Origin of the sequence: Aliivibrio salmonicida LFI1238 (genome assembly GCF_000196495.1) — a bacterium.
Classification (GTDB): Bacteria; Pseudomonadota; Gammaproteobacteria; order Enterobacterales; family Vibrionaceae; genus Aliivibrio; species Aliivibrio salmonicida.
This window is the reverse complement of the sequence record NC_011313.1, coordinates 993518-1010350: the sequence shown is the minus strand read 5'-3', so window position 1 is coordinate 1010350 and position 16833 is coordinate 993518. Positions and strand designations below refer to the sequence as shown.

Sequence of the window (16833 nt, the reverse complement as noted above, 5' to 3'; positions counted from 1 at the left end):
AATAGGCCCGAGAGGAGTCACATTTAAATGAAAGACATTGTAGGAAAATGATTAATTTTCATTTATAAGATTGGATAGGAGTTATCAATAATAAAATCAATAAGATGCAAGAGTAAAGATTAATTATCAGCAAGTATTTCCTTTGTATTTATATGCCATAACAAAACGAAAAAACAAAAAAAGCGAGCCATCATAGCTCGCTTTTCAATATTCTATATTTTAGAAGAAATTACAGAAGCTCAACCGACTGCTGAGCAATAACGAATTCTTCATTGGTTGGAATCACCATCGCTACTGCGTTTAGCATTTCTGATTTAGCGATGATTCCTGCACTGCCAAAGCGAGCAGCTTCATTGCCTTTTTGATCTTCCACAAACCCTAGAATTTTAAGGTTGTTTAAAATTTCACGACGAATTGGTAACGCATTTTCACCAATACCACCCGTAAAGATAATGCCGTCAAGTGAATCTAAAGCCGCTAGGTATGACGCCACGTATTTTGCTACTCGGTAAGTAAATACTTGGAAAGCAAGAGTTGCGCCTTCGTGGCCTTCTTCCATTGCCTCAAGAATACCGCGAGCATCACTTGTTAGGCCAGATACACCTAAGAAACCTGAATTCTTATTTAGAGAATTAAATACTTGATCTTGTGACCAACCTTTCTTCAATAAATATTCAATAATACCTGGGTCTAAATCACCACAACGCGTTCCCATCATTAAACCAGAAAGCGGGGTAAAGCCCATGCTTGTATCTACACTGTTACCATCTTTAATTGCACATACTGATGCGCCATTACCTAGGTGTACAGAAATAACACTTAATTCTTCTACTGGTTTATTCAGCATTTTTGCTGCTTCACGGCTAACGTAGTAATGGCTTGTGCCGTGGAAACCGTAACGACGTACACCAAAATCAGTGTAAAGCTCTTTAGCAATAGCACCTGTGTATGCGCGCTTTGGCATTGTTTGATGGAAAGCCGTATCAAAGACTGCGAATTGAGGAAGACTTGGGAAAGCTTCAATCGCCGCACGAATACCAATCGCACCTGCTGGGTTATGAAGAGGTGCTAAATCAGATAAACTTTCAATTTCTTTTGTTACTTCTTCATTAATGCGTACTGTTTCTGTGAATTTCTCACCACCATGAACAATACGATGACCGATAGCAACGATACCATCGGTAAAACCAAATTTTTCTGTTAAACCTACCAATTTGCCAACCGCAATCTTATGATGGTTTTCTTCGCCTTCAATGGCTATCTCTGTTTTCTCTCCCTGATACTTCCAGCTCATACGAGCATCTTCAAGACCGAAGCATTCACCAAGGCCACTTAATACTGCATCGCCAGAAACGGAGTCAATAATAGCAAACTTAAGTGAAGAGCTGCCTGAATTGATAACTAATACGTATTCGTTGTTCATCATTATTCTCTTTTTATAAATCGTAGGTTGCACGTATATTCGTGCCCTTTTGTAACTAGTACCATTATTCAACTATTTTTTAATGATTCAACTTTTGTTTTGCGCCTAATGTGAATTTTTATGAATAACATGTCTTAGATCAATTTTTTAAAACGTATTTTTTATCTATGGAAACCTTATTCTCGATAATAATTTACAAAGTTAATGTTAAGCAGATCGTAGTTAAATGAGCAAAAGCAGGATAAAAGTTGATTTGCTGCCCATATAAATTAGGATGGTGTACTGCCTGTGATTAATCAAATATTATAATAATGAAAATTCTGATTTGCGATGACTCAACCATTGCCCGTAAAGCGCTTGCTAGCAACATTGATCCTTCTCCTAATATAGAGATTTTCTATGCTGAAAATGGAAAGGAAGGATTACAAATATTAAGTCAACATTCTATTGATGTACTTTTTCTTGACCTTACAATGCCAGTAATGGACGGTTTTGAAGTTCTGAGTGCCCTCCCTGTTAATTCTCACCACACAAACATCATTATTGTCTCTGGCGATATCCAAGAAAAAGCTAAGCAACGGTGTTTTAATCTTGGCGCTAAAGGCTTTATTGAAAAGCCGTTTAAAAAAGAGGAAATTTCGAGTTTATTTTATGAATACCGTATTCCTTTTTTAGTAAAACCCCCCTATTTATCATCGGTGACACCTGCTATCGATGTGATCGCTAGTATTCAAGAAATCAGTAATATTGCTTTAGGAGTCAGTGCTTCTCTTATTTCTGAACAATTTGACCGTTTTATTGATATGCCTTTACCTAATGTCGCCTCTTTACATCATTCAGAATTAAGAATGGCACTGCAAGATGTTGTTAATAACTCTGAATATCGCGCTATTTCACAACGTTTTGTAGGTAATGGTATTAATGGAGAAGCATTAGTTTGTCTGCATGGTAATGATTTAACTGAATTAATTACAACAACAAATGAAACAGAAGTGACGACAACCAATGAAGCGATTCTTGATATCTCAAATGTATTAGTTTCTTCTTTCCTTCTATCTTTCAGTAAACAACTAGACATCAGTATTTCTCTAAGACAACCAATCGTGCTAGATACTGAGCATTTAAAAGTCGCCTTAAAAGATAAGCATTCTTTTTTAGAAGATTATGATAAGGATATTTTCACTATCGAATTTGTGTATTCCGCCGAAAGTTTAGATTTAAAGTGTGATGTAATTTTTCTTATGGATAATGACTCTTTAGATGCCATTAAAACAGTCTTGGAGCATCTATTATGAATACGAAAAATACAGCAATGAATGACTTTCATTGGGCAATGCAAGTCATTGGAGATTTAGACGCTGGCTTAATCGTATTAGATAAAGAATATCGAGTATGCGCTTGGAATTCTTTTATGCAATCTTACAGTGGCGTCACTGCTGATTCGATTCTTGGTCACGTTATTTTTGACATCATTCCTGATTTGCCAGCCTCTTGGCTTAGAAAAAAAGTAGATGCATCTTTTAGTCTAAAAACTAGAGGCTTTTCATCTTGGGAAGACCGTCCTTATTTATTCAAATTTAAAAACTTTACCCCTATCTCTAGCGGCTTGACTGAAATGCGTCAGAACATTACTTTCTCACCACTGACTTCGTTAAATGGACTCGCTTCACACGTCAGTTTGGTTATTAATGATGTTACAGACATAGCCAAAAACAAGCTTCACTTACAAGAGTCAAATCAACAACTCTCTAACCTAAGTAAAACAGATGGATTAACAAACCTATTTAATAGGGCTTATTGGGAGTCTTGTTTGAAGAAAGAATTTGAGACGGCACAAGTGTCTGGCGCCGTATCATCAATCGTCATTTTTGACATCGATCACTTCAAGCAAGTAAATGACACTTATGGACACACTGTGGGTGATGACGTCATCCGAAACGCATCAGATCTACTTCGAAAAACATCACGTAACACCGACATTTGTGGTCGTTATGGAGGGGAGGAATTTACCGTTATTCTTCCAGGTACCAATGCAGAACAAGCATTGTATTTCACAGAAAGGCTCCGCAAGCGCATAGAGAAAGCGGTTGTAGTTTGTGAAAAAGCAAACGTTAGTTACCAAGTTAGCCTGGGTGTATGTGAATTAGCTCCTGAACATACTGATTATTTATCTTGGTTAGAAATGGCCGATAAAGCACTTTATCACTCAAAAGAAAATGGACGAAATAGGTCAACGGTTTATCATCCTGACCTAGCCTAACCCTCAGATTTACCTACCTTACAGACAGAAAAAAGCCTGAGAAATAAACTCAGGCTCTCATTACAAAAAGTAAAGTTGCATCCTGCAACACTTACCCAGCTATGCGTAATGCCAATACTGCGTTGAACACTTTACCAATCGGCGACCAAACCATCATAAAGCTCTTTACGCAAAGGACCCTGCCCATAAAAATGTACGGGTCCGTATTATTATCGTTATCCTTTTACACCACCGGCTGTCAAACCACCTACGAGAAACTTCTGCGCGAGTAAGAAAACCAATGTAATAGGTAATGCTGATAATACTGCAGCGGCCGCAAAATCACCCCATAAGTAGTTCTGAGGGTACAAATATTGTTGCATGCCAACTGCTAATGTGTACGAGTTTACATCAGAAAGTAGTAAAGATGCTACAGGAACCTCCGTTATTACCCCAATAAATGACAAAATAAATACAACAGCTAAGATTGGAACCGACAATGGCAATAGCACCAAACGGAATGCCTGCCATGGTGTTGCACCATCTAATGCTGCTGCTTCTTCAAGTGAATTATCAATCGTTTCAAAGTATCCCTTAATGGTCCAAACATGAAGCGCGATACCACCAAGATAAGCAAAAATAAGCCCTCCATGAGTATTCAACCCTAAAAACGGTATGTACTGCCCTAATTTATCAAACAATGCATACAACGCGACAAGGGCTAATACCGCGGGGAACATTTGAAAAATCATCATTCCTTTAAGTATAGTTTCTTTTCCTTTAAAACGTAGTCTTGCGAACGCATAAGCACTGGTTGTCGACAATGCAACGATTAATATAGAACTTATACCTGCGATTTTTATTGAATTCCACAACCACGTTAATACAGGAAACGGCGGTTGAGTAGATGAGCCATCAGCGTGCTCAACGGCAATACCTAGTGCCAATTTCCAGTGCTCTAGAGAAGGATTTTCTGGAATAATACTTCCCGTTGCAAAGTTACCTTCACGAAATGAAATAGTAATAACCATAAGTAATGGAAAAATAATCATCGCCAAGAAAATCCACATAGCGACATGCGTTGCCCATACACGATATTTTAAGTTTTTACCTTGGACCATTGGCATAACAATGACTCCTTATTAAATAATTAGTTATTTGATAATTTAGTGAAACGTAGGTTCAATAGCGCTAACCCACCAACCAATAAGAATATAAGTGTTGCAATTGCACTGGCTAAACCAAAGTCTTGACCACCACTGCCTTCAAAAGCAATTCGATAGGTGTAGCTCACTAATAAATCGGTATAGCCTGCGGGCTCTGTTGTACCAATCATGTTCGGGCCACCTTTTGTTAATAGCGCAATCATTACGAAGTTATTAAAGTTAAAGGCAAATGCCGCGATTAATAATGGGGTTAATGGCTTCACCATCATAGGTACCGTAATATAAAAGAAATTCTGAATCGGGCCCGCACCATCGATAGCGGAAGCTTCGTATAAATCTTCAGGGATAGACTTTAATAGCCCCATACATAAAATCATCATGTACGGAAATCCTAACCATGTGTTCACGATTAATACCATGACCTTGGCGGTAAATGGGTCAGAGAACCAGTTAGGTTGAATCCCGAACATACTATCAAGCAGCATGTTAATCTCACCAAAACTTTGGTTAAAAAGACCACGGAATATCAAGATTGAAATAAACGCTGGGACCGCATAAGGAAGGATCAATAAGTAGTTAATGATAAGTTTTCGAGAATGAAGATTTCGCCTTTACCATATATCCATATATCCATATATCCATATGGTATTAAAATGAGTATTTTAACGTCAGTGTCTATATCATAATGAAAGCAGTTAATCCTTTAACAGACAATGAAAAAATAACCCTAAAAGAAGCGATCGCTAATCATCCAAAAAATAGAGTAAGAATACGAGCACATGCGATTATTCTCAGTGATAAAGGCTACTCTATTTTAGCGTTAACTGATATTTTAGACGCTAAATTTGAGACCATATCGTCATGGATAGACCATTGGGAAGCCTGTGGAATGCTCGGATTGTATGACGCTGTTCGTATAGGTAGAAAACCTATTTACACAGAAGCAGAAGTATATCGTTTGAAGTCATTGGTTGATGAAGAGCCACATCAACTTAAACGAGCACAAGCAATACTTGAAGAAGAAACAGGTAAAAAATCCAGCTTAGACACTATTAAACGAAATATAAAAAAAGTGATTACAGTTACAAAAGAGCCCGACACTCATTAAAGTTAAAGCGTGACGATATGAAATTCAATAATTTCAGTAATATATTGAATTCATTGATTGAAATGGAACGTACGAATAAATGTGAACTCTTTTATTTTGATGAGTCAGGCTTTAGTCAGAAATCTAATCTTCCTTATTGTTGGGGACCTATCGGTGTTCAATCGCTAAGGCCTGCTCATTCACACAGCAAACGGCTCAATGTTCTTGGCTTCTTAAGTAGACAAGGTAAATTGAGTTTTCAAACAACGGAAGGAAGAGTAACTACCGATACAGTAATTGATGCATTTGAGCACTTTATCAACGCACGAAAAAACGATAAGCCATGCTTTATTATCTTAGATAATGCCTCTTTTCATAGGTCAGCAAAATTTAAACAAAAATTGCATGAGTGGTTGATGAATGATGTATTAGTTTGTTATCTACCACCGTACTCTCCAGAGCTCAATATCATTGAGATATTGTGGAAGAAAGTAAAATATGAATGGTTACCATGTGAAGCGTTCAAAACGTTTGAAGACCTCAGTATTAACATCAAAAACATATTAAATTATTACGGCGAAAAATTCACAATAACTTTTGCGTGACTACTTATTAAAGTTGAGGTGAATGATGAGTTCTAAAGACCAAATAATTAAATTAAAAGAAGAGTTATATAGTGCAGATGTTATTTATGCATGGGATTATGAAGGGGCTGGATTAAGATATAATAATCTATTTAACTGGGGGTATTCGGTATTTATTGGTTTACTTATCTTGTTATTTCTTTGGTCTGTTTCTGAAGATATAACCTTAAATTCATATTCTTTTTGGGTGATATTTACTTTTCTAACTATGATGGTATTGATTTCAAGATATCTTTTTACACCAGATAAGCATCGTTGTTATAACTTAACTCCAATGGGTATTCATTATACTGAACAAGACATGATCCCAGAAGTGGCTTATAAAATTGCGCGAGGCTTTGCTTGGATTGGCATTGTGGTCTGTATTATCGTTGCCTTTATGTTTGGCCCTTTAGCTTTTGTTGGAGCAGGGGCCTTTGCGCTCATGTCATTTGGGATGACAAATTTCCAGTCAACCGTAGATAAGAGCTATATATTCATTGATGAGCGTAGTGTTGTTTTTCATATAAGGAATGATGGAGTAGTGTCATTTACGATCCCAGAAAAATGTAAGCTTCAATATAAAGGCCTTGTATACACTTCGACTCTCGAAGAAAAAATGGAGTTACTTACCAACTTACAATCACTTTCTATAAATATGGAGATCATGGAGATCAAAAGATTAAATGATCAATACAAGCACCCAATTTATCAGCAAGATGAAGTTGCAGAGTGATTTATTGAACCTAGATGTCTGAACGCTGAAATTTATAGCATCATAAAATTAGGAACATTTAAGGTGCGAGACTTTACCAACCCCAACCAATGAAGAATTCGTGATTGCTCAACAATCTGTTGAATTACTGTAATAATTCAGTAATTACCTATTTATATTAAAAGGCTCAGACTTAGGTTTGAGCCTTTTTTGTTAATGTAGTCTGTGAAATTTGAGAATACTTACTTCTTACTTCTTTCTGGTTGTTCTATTAATTCATTGAATCGTTCATGAAGAAAATCCAGAAACAGTCGGATGCGCTTTGGTTGATATTTTTTACTGATGTATAGCACATGTAAATCTGCGCTTGATGTTGATGAATTAAAGTTTTTCATGTGTCCATTGAGTAAGGTGACTAATCGTTTATTCTCAATGTCTGCTTGCACGTCTAAAGCTGATTTTAAAGCAACGCCAACGCCTTCCAAAGCCCAATGCCTAATGACTTCGCCATCATCTGAGAATCGCTTGGGAATAATAGTGATGACACTTTTTTGGTCTTCATCTTGAAAATGCCATGTTTTCAATTCTTCATTGCTGCGAATCATTGCTAGGCAGTCATGATTCACCAAATCTTGAGGTGTTAATGGCGTGCCATGTTGTGCTAAATATTCTGGTGAAGCACACAATACTCTCTTACTTGGTGATAAACGTCGTGATATTAAACTGCTATCGGCCAACTCTCCATATCGGATCACGATATCGATACCTGATTCAGCGATATTAGAGATACGATCGTTCAAATATAAATAGGGAACAACGTTGGGGTGTTGTTTACAGAACTCAGATAATATAGGAAGGATATATTGTCTACCGATGTCCTTTGGCGCTGATATTCTTAATGAGCCTTTGACTTCTTTAACCCCGTTTCGGATTAGATTTTCTGTTTCATTAACGTTATCCAATATCTCGATACAGGCTTTATGGTAAAGCTCTCCTGAATCAGTGAGTGATAAATGCCTCGTGCTTCTATTAAGTAGCTTTACACCATACCTTTCTTCAAGAGCTTGAAGCCTTGCTGTCATTGTGGCCGGAGAAAAACCAAGTTCACGCCCTGCAGCGGCTAATCCTTGATGCTTCACTATACTCACAAACATCGTCATATCAGAAAACTTATCCATTTATCCTCCTGCTATTCCATTGTTCATCTCAGCTGAATAATGAGTTCATATTTTACCTAATTATCAAAGTATCATGAATGAATATAATAGCAACCATAGGCCAGAGGAGAGGGCGAAATAAAGAGTCGAAGTGATGATGGATAACACTTAGAGGCCTTTAACTAATAATGAATACGATCTTTATAGGTACTTAATGTTAGGCCATTAAAGATCGACATAAATAGAGGTAAATCATCATGAATAAAGAAAAAATGCCATTTCAGGTGTGGATATTAACCTTAGCGGCGTTCGCTATTGGAACTGCTGAGTTTGTTATTGCCGGTATTCTTCCTCAAATAGCGGTATCACTTTCGATTACGGAAGGTCAAGCTGGCTATTTAATCAGTGCTTATGCGCTTGCGATTGTGATTGGTGGGCCAATCTTAACGATTTATCTCGCACGTTTTAATAAAAAGATTGTACTCATCGGGTTAATGGTTCTGTTTATTATTGGCAATATCCTATCTGCATTAGCGCCTAATTATAATTTACTTTTAGTGAGTCGTGTTGTCGCTGGTCTTGTGCAAGGCCCGTTCTATGGTATTGGCGCAGTAGTCGCAACGAATCTAGTCTCAGAAAAAATGGCAGGGCGTGCTGTGGGACAAATGTTTGCAGGATTAACGTTGGCGAATGTGTTGGGAGTACCTGCGGGGACTTGGATAAGTTTACAGTTCGGATGGCACATCACATTTTTTACTGTCGCCGCTTTCGGTGCGATTGCGATGGTATTTATTTTAACGTCTATTAAATCAACAGGTCATAGTGAAGCTAAAGATATTAAAACTCAGCTTGTGGCATTTAAAAATCCAATGTTACTTATTAGTTTAGCGATCACTGCGTTGTCATGGTCTGGATTTATGACGCTATATGGTTATCTTGCGCCGATTGCTATGCATATCACTGGTTACGGGGAGGCTGCGGTTACTTGGATCTTAGTGATTGTGGGGGCAGGTCTGATTATTGGCAACATACTTGGGGGCCGATCTTCGGATAAAAATCTCGCGAAAGCATCCATGTTTTGGGCGGTAGCGATGCTTATTTCACTGATTCTTGTTGGTTTATCTGTTGATAACAAAATATTGTTTGTGGTTACGGCTTTTGTGTTCGGTATTGCTTCATTTGCAAATGTACCAGCGATGCAACTTCGAGTGATGAAACATGGTGGTGAAGGTCAAGAACTTGCCGCTACCGCAAATATTTCAGCGTTTAATTTAGCGAATGCTTTTGGTGGGTTACTTGGTGGTTTGGTGCTTGATAGCCATGTAGGGGCGAGCATGATCCCTTATGCCGCTGTTGTTGTTCCAATCATCGGTTTGTTCTTTATTGCCAAAGCAAATCGAAATGAAAATGCATCGAATAAATTAGTGTCTAGCTTAACGAGTTAATAAAAGAATGTTGATTGCATGGTTTCTTTATCAAGAAATACGAAATTAATGATAAATGGTTTTAATAAGGTGAACAGAATGAGCAAATTACTTCAGAAAACAAGTTTAAAAGGATTGGTTCTACAAAACCGTGTAGTAATGGCACCAATGACTCGCGCTCGTACAAGTCAGCCCGGGAATATACCAAACGAAATGATGGCTACTTACTATAAACAACGTGCGAGTGCGGGGCTAATTATATCTGAAGCGACTCAAGTTTCAGATGATTCACAAGGGTACTCATTCACTCCGGGTGTTTACACTGATGAGCAAGTAAAAGGATGGCAATTCGTTACTAAATCCGTTCAAGAGCAAGGTGCTGCTATGTTTTGTCAGCTTTGGCACGTAGGACGAGTCTCTCATCCTACTTTCCAAAAGGGAGAGTTGCCTATTGCGCCTTCTGCATTATCTCCAGTTGAAACTAAGGTTTGGATCTCTGATGAGAAAGGCAATGGCAATATGGTGGATTGCATTCAACCGCGAGAAATGACTCAGGCGGATATCGATCGAGTTATTAAAGATTTTGCTCAGTCAGCAAAGAAAGCGATAGAAGCGGGCTTTAATGGCGTAGAGATTCATGGCGGCAATGGCTATTTGATTGATCAATTTTTACGTACAAATTCAAATAAGCGCACGGATAACTACGGCGGGACGCGAGAGAATAGAACCCGATTCCTTCTTGAAGTGGTTGATGCGGTAATTGAAGCCATTGGTGCTGACAAAGTGGGGGTTCGTCTTGCTCCGTTTATTACGTTTAAAGACATGGATTGCCCTGATATTGTTCCTACTATTCTTGATGCATCAAAAGAGCTTCAGGCTCGTGACATTGCTTATATGCATTTATCTGAAGCTGATTGGGATGATGCTCCCGTTATCCCTGAGAGTTTTCGCATTACATTACGAGAAATTTTTACAAACACTATTATCGTGGCAGGCAGTTATACGCAAGAGCGAGCTGATGAGATATTAGATAAAGGCTATACTGACCTAGTCGCTTTTGGTCGCCCGTTTGTTTCTAACCCAGATTTAGTGTCACGATTAGAGAATAATTATGAATTTTCTGGATTAGATGGTGCGACGTTGTTTGGTGGCAATGAATTTGGCTACATTGATTACCCTATGTTTGATGAAAAATAATGAACTTATTGGAGATCAAAATATGAAAATAGTTAAATTATTGGCTATCACTCTAATTACAATATTACCTATGGTATCACAGGCTCAAGACGTACAGACCTATGTTGGTGCAAATTACGAACATGGGAGTATCAAGGTTGGAACTCATCGCTCTAACGTTGATGGGATTAAATTTCAAGCTGGCAGTGATTTAGAGTGGGGATACCTTAAAGGCACAGCAGCAACTTTAACGGGAGATGGTGTCGATTATGATAACTATACGTTTTCGGTTGAAAAAATAGTTAATATTCAACAATCGCATTTCTTCGTTTCACCAGAAGTTGGGCTTACTTATTCTCGTTATGATAATGGGAAATTAAAAGAATCTGATTTAGGTCCGATGGCAGGCGCATCACTCGGTTACAACATTAATAAGCAATTTCAAATTGTGACAAACTACAATCATTCATTCGGAATGAAATCGAATCAGCATAATATTGAGGGAGACAGTTTTAGTGCAGGGCTGAATTATCGATTTAATTGATGGTTTGAGTGTGTCGATTAATTCCATTAAAAATAGTGGTAATTTGCTCTTTATTTAATCGAATAATGAGCCATATGTTGTGGTTTCACTGGCAAACGTATTGGGGTAAGTAATTGATAAGTAATAAGGCAGAATAAAAAGTGATGTAAATCACAAATGCTGCTATAATCGGCGCAAATTTGAAAAGCTGGACATTCGGGCCAGCTTTTTTATGTCTATTTGAATAACTAATTGGAATGTACTGTGCTAACGACTGCTAACATCACAATGCAATTTGGCGATAAGCCTCTTTTTGAAAATATTTCTGTTAAGTTTGGTAACGGTAACCGTTACGGTTTAATCGGCGCGAACGGCTGTGGTAAATCTACCTTTATGAAGATCTTAGGTGGCGAGTTAGAACAGTCTGGCGGTACAGTTTCAACAGATCCAAATGAACGTATGGCTAAATTAGGCCAAGATCAGTTCGCATTCGAAGAATACACAGTAATCGATACTGTAATCATGGGCCATAAAGAGCTATGGACAGTAAAAGAAGAGCGTGACCGTATTTATTCTTTACCTGAAATGTCAGATGAAGATGGTATGCGTGTTGGCGATTTAGAAACTCAATTCGGTGAAATGGATGGTTACTCAGCTGAAGCTCGTGCTGGTGAACTTCTACTAGGTCTAGGCCTTCCTGAATCACTACACTTTGGTTTAATGAGCGAAGTTGCTCCAGGTCTTAAAGTTCGTGTTTTATTAGCACAAGTTCTATTCGCTGAACCAGACATCATGCTTCTTGATGAACCAACGAACAACTTGGATATGCATACTATTGCGTGGTTAGAAGACATTCTTCTTGCTCGTAACTGTACAATGATCATCATCTCGCATGACCGTCATTTCTTGAACTCAGTATGTACGCACATGGCTGATGTGGATTACGGAAATATTTGCCTATTCCCAGGTAACTACGATGAATACATGACAGCAGCAACACAAGCTCGTGAGCAACTTCAAGCAGACAATGCGAAGAAGAAAGCACAAATTGCTGACTTACAAACGTTCGTAAGCCGTTTCTCTGCAAACGCATCAAAAGCGAAACAAGCGACTTCTCGTCAGAAGCGTTTGGATAAAATTGAACTTACAGAGATTAAAGCATCTAGCCGTCAATCTCCGTTCATTCGTTTTGACCAAGAAAAACCACTTTTCCGTAATGCATTAGAAGTTGAAGGTCTAAAGCAAGGTTATGGCGAAAACATCTTGCTTAACGGCGTTAACTTGATGGTTGAAGTGGGTGAGCGCATTGCGATCATCGGTGAGAATGGTATTGGTAAATCAACACTATTGAACACGCTTGCTGGTGCAATGGAACCAATGTCAGGTATGATCAAATGGTCTGAGAACAACAATATTGGTATGTACGCGCAGGATCACGGACATGATTTCGCTGAAGATCTAAATCTATTAGATTGGATGGGACAGTGGAAACAAGAAGGCGATGACGAGCAAGTTGTTCGTGGTATTCTTGGCCGTATGCTTTTCTCTCAAAGCGATATCAAGAAATCAGTTAAAGTGATTTCTGGTGGTGAACAAGGTCGTATGTTATTTGGTAAGTTGATTATGCAACAACCAAACATCCTATTAATGGATGAACCAACAAACCACATGGATATGGAATCAATCGAAGCATTGAACTTGGCGCTTGAGAACTACAAAGGCACATTAATGTTTGTATCTCATGACCGTCAGTTTGTATCTTCAATTGCAACACGCATCATTGAAATCACAAAAGATGGCGTTAACGACTTCCACGGTACATACGAAGAACACCTAATCAAACAAGGTTTAAAAGGCTAATTTAGCTAAAAACCTAAACAGATAAAATAAAATGGAAGCTTATTAATAAGCTTCCATTTTTTATGTCTGGACTATTATTCACCAAGTTGGATATGTTTTTGAGTTGTGTTGTGACTTAAAAAAGAGAGAGGATATCAATTGTGTTTTTGATAACTACCTCTACTCAATATAAGCTATGGTTCACCTTAAGTACTGGAGATAAGTTATGTCGGTAGATATCGATAATGATAAAACATTCAATCGAATTGATACTATTTTGGCGTATATCCATGAAAATATGGATAGCCCATTATCTGTTGAGATACTTGCAGAAATGAGTTGCTGGTCTCGTTGGCAATTACAACGAGTGTTCCTAAGCCATACCGGAATGAATGTTGCTCAATACGTACGAGAGCTACGTTTAAGCATGGCGGCTCTTGAAGTGCTTAATAAAAAGTATCGTATGTTAGATATAGCTTATTTATATGGCTTTACCTCAGAGATAGCCTTTAGCCGTTCTTTTAAGCAATACTTTAAAATGTCGCCGCGAGAGTATCAAAAACAAGGTAAAAAAATAGGTATTCGTAAACCGTTTCTAAAAAGTCAAAGTCTGACAGAGATCCAAGGCTCAGGTTTCTATCAAGTGCGATTAGAATATAAAGAAAGTTTCACGTTAACGGGATTGCCTATCACGCTGCAAGGTTTGTTTTCAGATGCTCCTGATTTCTTAGATAAAGTTCCTCAAGTGTGGGAAGAGCTTGATGGGTATTTAAGCCAGGTGTCTTCATTTCCAGAGAGTAAATATGGCGTTATTGATACTCGAAATGATACCGAGTCCCTAATTTACTGGGCAGGTGTTATTGAAGATGAAAGTTTATCATCAGTATTAATGTCATTAAGTGAAAACGTATTGCAAGTTATTATCCCATCTCAAGAATACGCAGTTCTGCCTTATATAGGTCCTTCAAGTGGTTTGGCGAAGTCTGTTGAATGGTTGATCTCAGAATGGTTGCCGTTTTCAGGCCATCAAGGCATTGAAGGATTTGATCTTGAGATTTATCATCTGAATGAAAGTGAAGAAATCATTGATGTTGAGTATTGGTTGCCGATCCGTAACTCGTAGCTTTTGTTATAAATCAATTTATCAGTAAAAATATGTATTCATGCCCCAAATTGTTAACTTTTCATAAAATAAATCATTATACTCATGCGCAAGAGAATCATTCTCATTTGCATTCAATTTTAAGAAATTGTAAACAGGATTATAATGAACGTATCTACAAACCATTCAACATTTAATGTTTCGTTACTTGCAACGGCAATTGCTGCTTCTTTTTTCTTTCCTATTTCAGCAATGGCTAATGACAATAACTCTTCTGGTGACATTGAGACTATTTCAATATTTGGTCAGGCTTATCGTAATACCGCAACAAAAACATCGTTAGAGCCAGAGGAAACCCCTCAGGGCATTACTATTCTCGATGGTGAAGCATTAGAACAACGCAGTGTTAAATCTCTTAATGAGGCACTACGCTATGTTCCTGGTGTGACAACCGAGCAGAAAGGCGGTGCAGTGACAATGTACGATACGTTCAATATTCGTGGATTTGATGTGAAGCAAAGCTATTACGATGGTTTGGTTTTACAAGGCTTAAATGGGTGGAATTTACAACCTCAGATTGATCCTATTGCGCTTCAACAAATTGAAGTATTTAAAGGCCCAACGTCAGTATTATATGGGTCAATGCCACCGGGTGGTATGGTCAATATGATCGCCAAATCACCACAAAAAGAAAAAAGTACAGATGTAAAATTAGCAACAGGTACTGGTAATTTAGTGGAAGCCTCTATTGATACGACAGGGCAGTTTGGAGACAGTGATTTCTCTTATCGTTTTATTGCCCTTGCTCGTCAAAAAGATGGTCAAGTTGATTACACAAAAGAAGAACGCTACGTTATTGCACCATCAGTTGATTGGCAAGTCAGCGACCGAACGCTGATCAACTTTAATATGTATTATCAGAATGATCCATCAATGGGCATGAACTCTGCCATGCCATCTTCTGGAATGATTTACGACAACCCAAATGGCAGTACGGATCCATCCACATTTGTTGGAGATAAAAACTGGAGTACGTTTGAGCGTGAATTCTTCATGGCTGGCTATAAGATCAACCATGAGTTCAATAATAACTGGTCATTCTTACAAAACTTCCGTTACATGAATGCGTCGTTGTATCAAGAGAATACGTATCATCTTGAAAGTAATTTTGATGCATCAACGGGTAATCTTGATAGAAATATTTACAGTACCGATGAAAGCTCAACGGGTTATACGATTGATAACCAACTGTCTGGTCGTGTGATGGCGGGTGGCCTTGAGCATAATTTATTGTTTGGTATTGATTACCAGAAATTGGACGGTGATTCACTTTATCAAGAGTTTGGTACGACCAATCAGTTTGGAAACTTTAATATTTTCAATCCAAACAATGACATGATTGATAAAAGTAAGTTAACCAAGTCTTATGAATCGAAAGAAAAAATCAGTGTTGAACAACTGGGATTCTATACTCAAGATCAAGTGCGAATTGATCGTTTAGTTTTGATTGCTGGCGGTCGTTTCGATCAATATAAATCAAGCAATACAACAAGCACAGCGTCTAAAGATGCTGACCAAAGTCAATTCTCATACCGTGTTGGTGCATTGTATGAGCTTGAAAGTGGTTTCTCACCATTTATTAGCTATGCAACCAGTTTTGAACCAGCTGCCGGTCTTGATGGAAAAGGCAACGCCTATGATCCTGAGCTGGGCGAGCAGATAGAAGCGGGTGTGAAATATGATTCAGCTGATTATACAAAAACAGCGTCAGCGTCTGTGTTTAGAATCGTAAAAAGTGACGCATTAATGTCAGATCCGACAGACCCATGGGGACCTCAATTGCAAATTGGTGAAATCCGTTCTCAAGGTGTTGAGCTGCAAGGTCAGTGGATGATTAATGATCGCTGGGACGTCGCTGCAAACTATACGTACATTGATATGGAAATTACCAAAGACAGTGGTAATGACTTAGAAGGTAAAACACCAATTTATGTACCAACCCATGCTGCTAGCCTTTGGTCTAACTACTATATCTACGATGGTATTCTAACGGGAACACGCATTAGTGGTGGTTTACGTTATGTGGGTGAAATGGAAATGGATGCGAACAATACAGACAAAGTGCCTGATTATACGGTTGCTGATGTCTCTATTGGTTATGAGTTGGATGGATTAAGTGAATCATTGGCTGGTGCAACGGCGCAACTAAGTGCAACTAACCTATTTAATACCGAATATTACAGTTGTTATGACTCGGCTAACTGTTGGTACGGTGCAGAGCAAACGGTAGAATTGAGTGTTAATTATAACTTTTAAGCTTAATTAAGAATAAAGGGGGAAGTGCGTATCATTTTACGTG

At 38.2% G+C, this 16833-nt stretch carries 13 protein-coding genes and 1 pseudogene; 10 read left to right on the top strand and 4 right to left on the bottom strand.

Annotated features, from left to right (window positions below; all coding sequences use genetic code 11):
• Positions 1-229 precede the first annotated feature (229 nt).
• On the bottom strand, positions 230-1423 hold the full coding sequence (locus tag VSAL_RS20830) for an acetate/propionate family kinase (RefSeq protein WP_044583605.1): 1194 nt from the start codon (positions 1421-1423) through the stop codon (positions 230-232).
• A gap of 311 nt (positions 1424-1734) precedes the next feature.
• On the opposite strand from VSAL_RS20830, the gene VSAL_RS20825 reads away from it, so the two are divergent.
• Both VSAL_RS20825 and VSAL_RS20820 read left to right on the top strand, forming a co-directional pair.
• Positions 1735-2718: a response regulator gene (locus VSAL_RS20825; protein WP_012552184.1), complete on the top strand. Its 984-nt coding sequence runs from the start codon at positions 1735-1737 to the stop codon at positions 2716-2718.
• Positions 2715-3683, top strand: a complete 969-nt coding sequence (locus VSAL_RS20820) for a sensor domain-containing diguanylate cyclase (RefSeq protein ID WP_012552183.1) — start codon at positions 2715-2717, stop codon at positions 3681-3683. The genes VSAL_RS20825 and VSAL_RS20820 overlap by 4 nt, the downstream gene beginning before the upstream one ends.
• 215 nt (positions 3684-3898) lie before the next feature.
• On the opposite strand, the gene malG is transcribed toward VSAL_RS20820, so the two are convergent.
• Positions 3899-4789, bottom strand: a complete 891-nt coding sequence (malG, locus tag VSAL_RS20815; protein ID WP_012552182.1) for a maltose ABC transporter permease MalG — start codon at positions 4787-4789, stop codon at positions 3899-3901.
• A 23-nt stretch (positions 4790-4812) separates the two neighbouring features.
• A pseudogene (malF, locus tag VSAL_RS20810) lies at positions 4813-5406 on the bottom strand (maltose ABC transporter permease MalF); the annotation flags it as partial.
• Between the two features lie 107 nt (positions 5407-5513).
• Between malF and VSAL_RS23065 the strand changes: the two are divergent.
• Both VSAL_RS23065 and VSAL_RS20795 read left to right on the top strand, forming a co-directional pair.
• Positions 5514-6520 (top strand): IS630-like element ISVsa8 family transposase gene (locus VSAL_RS23065; protein ID WP_085941784.1). Its coding sequence is split into 2 segments (ribosomal slippage): positions 5514-5892 and positions 5892-6520, totalling 1008 coding nucleotides; the frame shifts between segments, so codons are not numbered across the junction.
• A gap of 22 nt (positions 6521-6542) precedes the next feature.
• On the top strand, positions 6543-7274 hold the full coding sequence (locus VSAL_RS20795) for a hypothetical protein (RefSeq protein WP_012552181.1): 732 nt from the start codon (positions 6543-6545) through the stop codon (positions 7272-7274).
• 221 nt (positions 7275-7495) lie between these two features.
• On the opposite strand, the gene VSAL_RS20790 is transcribed toward VSAL_RS20795, so the two are convergent.
• A complete protein-coding gene (locus tag VSAL_RS20790) occupies positions 7496-8431 on the bottom strand; it encodes a LysR family transcriptional regulator (RefSeq protein WP_012552180.1) in 936 nt (311 codons plus the stop codon).
• A gap of 236 nt (positions 8432-8667) precedes the next feature.
• On the opposite strand from VSAL_RS20790, the gene VSAL_RS20785 reads away from it, so the two are divergent.
• The 6 genes from VSAL_RS20785 to VSAL_RS20760 all read left to right on the top strand — a co-directional run bounded on the left by VSAL_RS20785 (position 8668) and on the right by VSAL_RS20760 (position 16790).
• Positions 8668-9855: an MFS transporter gene (locus VSAL_RS20785; protein ID WP_012552179.1), complete on the top strand. Its 1188-nt coding sequence runs from the start codon at positions 8668-8670 to the stop codon at positions 9853-9855.
• A gap of 78 nt (positions 9856-9933) precedes the next feature.
• On the top strand, positions 9934-11031 hold the full coding sequence (locus VSAL_RS20780; protein ID WP_012552178.1) for an alkene reductase: 1098 nt from the start codon (positions 9934-9936) through the stop codon (positions 11029-11031).
• The gene (locus tag VSAL_RS20775) at positions 11021-11554 is read left to right on the top strand and encodes an outer membrane beta-barrel protein (RefSeq protein WP_012552177.1); all 534 of its coding nucleotides are present in this window, start codon (positions 11021-11023) and stop codon (positions 11552-11554) included. The genes VSAL_RS20780 and VSAL_RS20775 overlap by 11 nt, the downstream gene beginning before the upstream one ends.
• Before the next feature lie 243 nt (positions 11555-11797).
• Positions 11798-13393: an ABC-F family ATPase gene (locus tag VSAL_RS20770; protein ID WP_017021398.1), complete on the top strand. Its 1596-nt coding sequence runs from the start codon at positions 11798-11800 to the stop codon at positions 13391-13393.
• 205 nt (positions 13394-13598) lie between these two features.
• Positions 13599-14495: a helix-turn-helix domain-containing protein gene (locus tag VSAL_RS20765; RefSeq protein ID WP_012552175.1), complete on the top strand. Its 897-nt coding sequence runs from the start codon at positions 13599-13601 to the stop codon at positions 14493-14495.
• A gap of 144 nt (positions 14496-14639) precedes the next feature.
• On the top strand, positions 14640-16790 hold the full coding sequence (locus VSAL_RS20760) for a TonB-dependent siderophore receptor (RefSeq protein WP_012552174.1): 2151 nt from the start codon (positions 14640-14642) through the stop codon (positions 16788-16790).
• Positions 16791-16833 lie beyond the last annotated feature (43 nt).

Coding starts and splice junctions, on each gene's coding strand:
- VSAL_RS20830 (WP_044583605.1), bottom strand. CDS start 1,423: ATGAACAACGAATACGTATTAGTTATCAATTCAGGCAGCTCTTCACTT.
- VSAL_RS20825 (WP_012552184.1), top strand. CDS start 1,735: ATGAAAATTCTGATTTGCGATGACTCAACCATTGCCCGTAAAGCGCTT.
- VSAL_RS20820 (WP_012552183.1), top strand. CDS start 2,715: ATGAATACGAAAAATACAGCAATGAATGACTTTCATTGGGCAATGCAA.
- malG (WP_012552182.1), bottom strand. CDS start 4,789: ATGCCAATGGTCCAAGGTAAAAACTTAAAATATCGTGTATGGGCAACG.
- VSAL_RS20795 (WP_012552181.1), top strand. CDS start 6,543: ATGATGAGTTCTAAAGACCAAATAATTAAATTAAAAGAAGAGTTATAT.
- VSAL_RS20790 (WP_012552180.1), bottom strand. CDS start 8,431: ATGGATAAGTTTTCTGATATGACGATGTTTGTGAGTATAGTGAAGCAT.
- VSAL_RS20785 (WP_012552179.1), top strand. CDS start 8,668: ATGAATAAAGAAAAAATGCCATTTCAGGTGTGGATATTAACCTTAGCG.
- VSAL_RS20780 (WP_012552178.1), top strand. CDS start 9,934: ATGAGCAAATTACTTCAGAAAACAAGTTTAAAAGGATTGGTTCTACAA.
- VSAL_RS20775 (WP_012552177.1), top strand. CDS start 11,021: ATGAAAAATAATGAACTTATTGGAGATCAAAATATGAAAATAGTTAAA.
- VSAL_RS20765 (WP_012552175.1), top strand. CDS start 13,599: ATGTCGGTAGATATCGATAATGATAAAACATTCAATCGAATTGATACT.
- VSAL_RS20760 (WP_012552174.1), top strand. CDS start 14,640: ATGAACGTATCTACAAACCATTCAACATTTAATGTTTCGTTACTTGCA.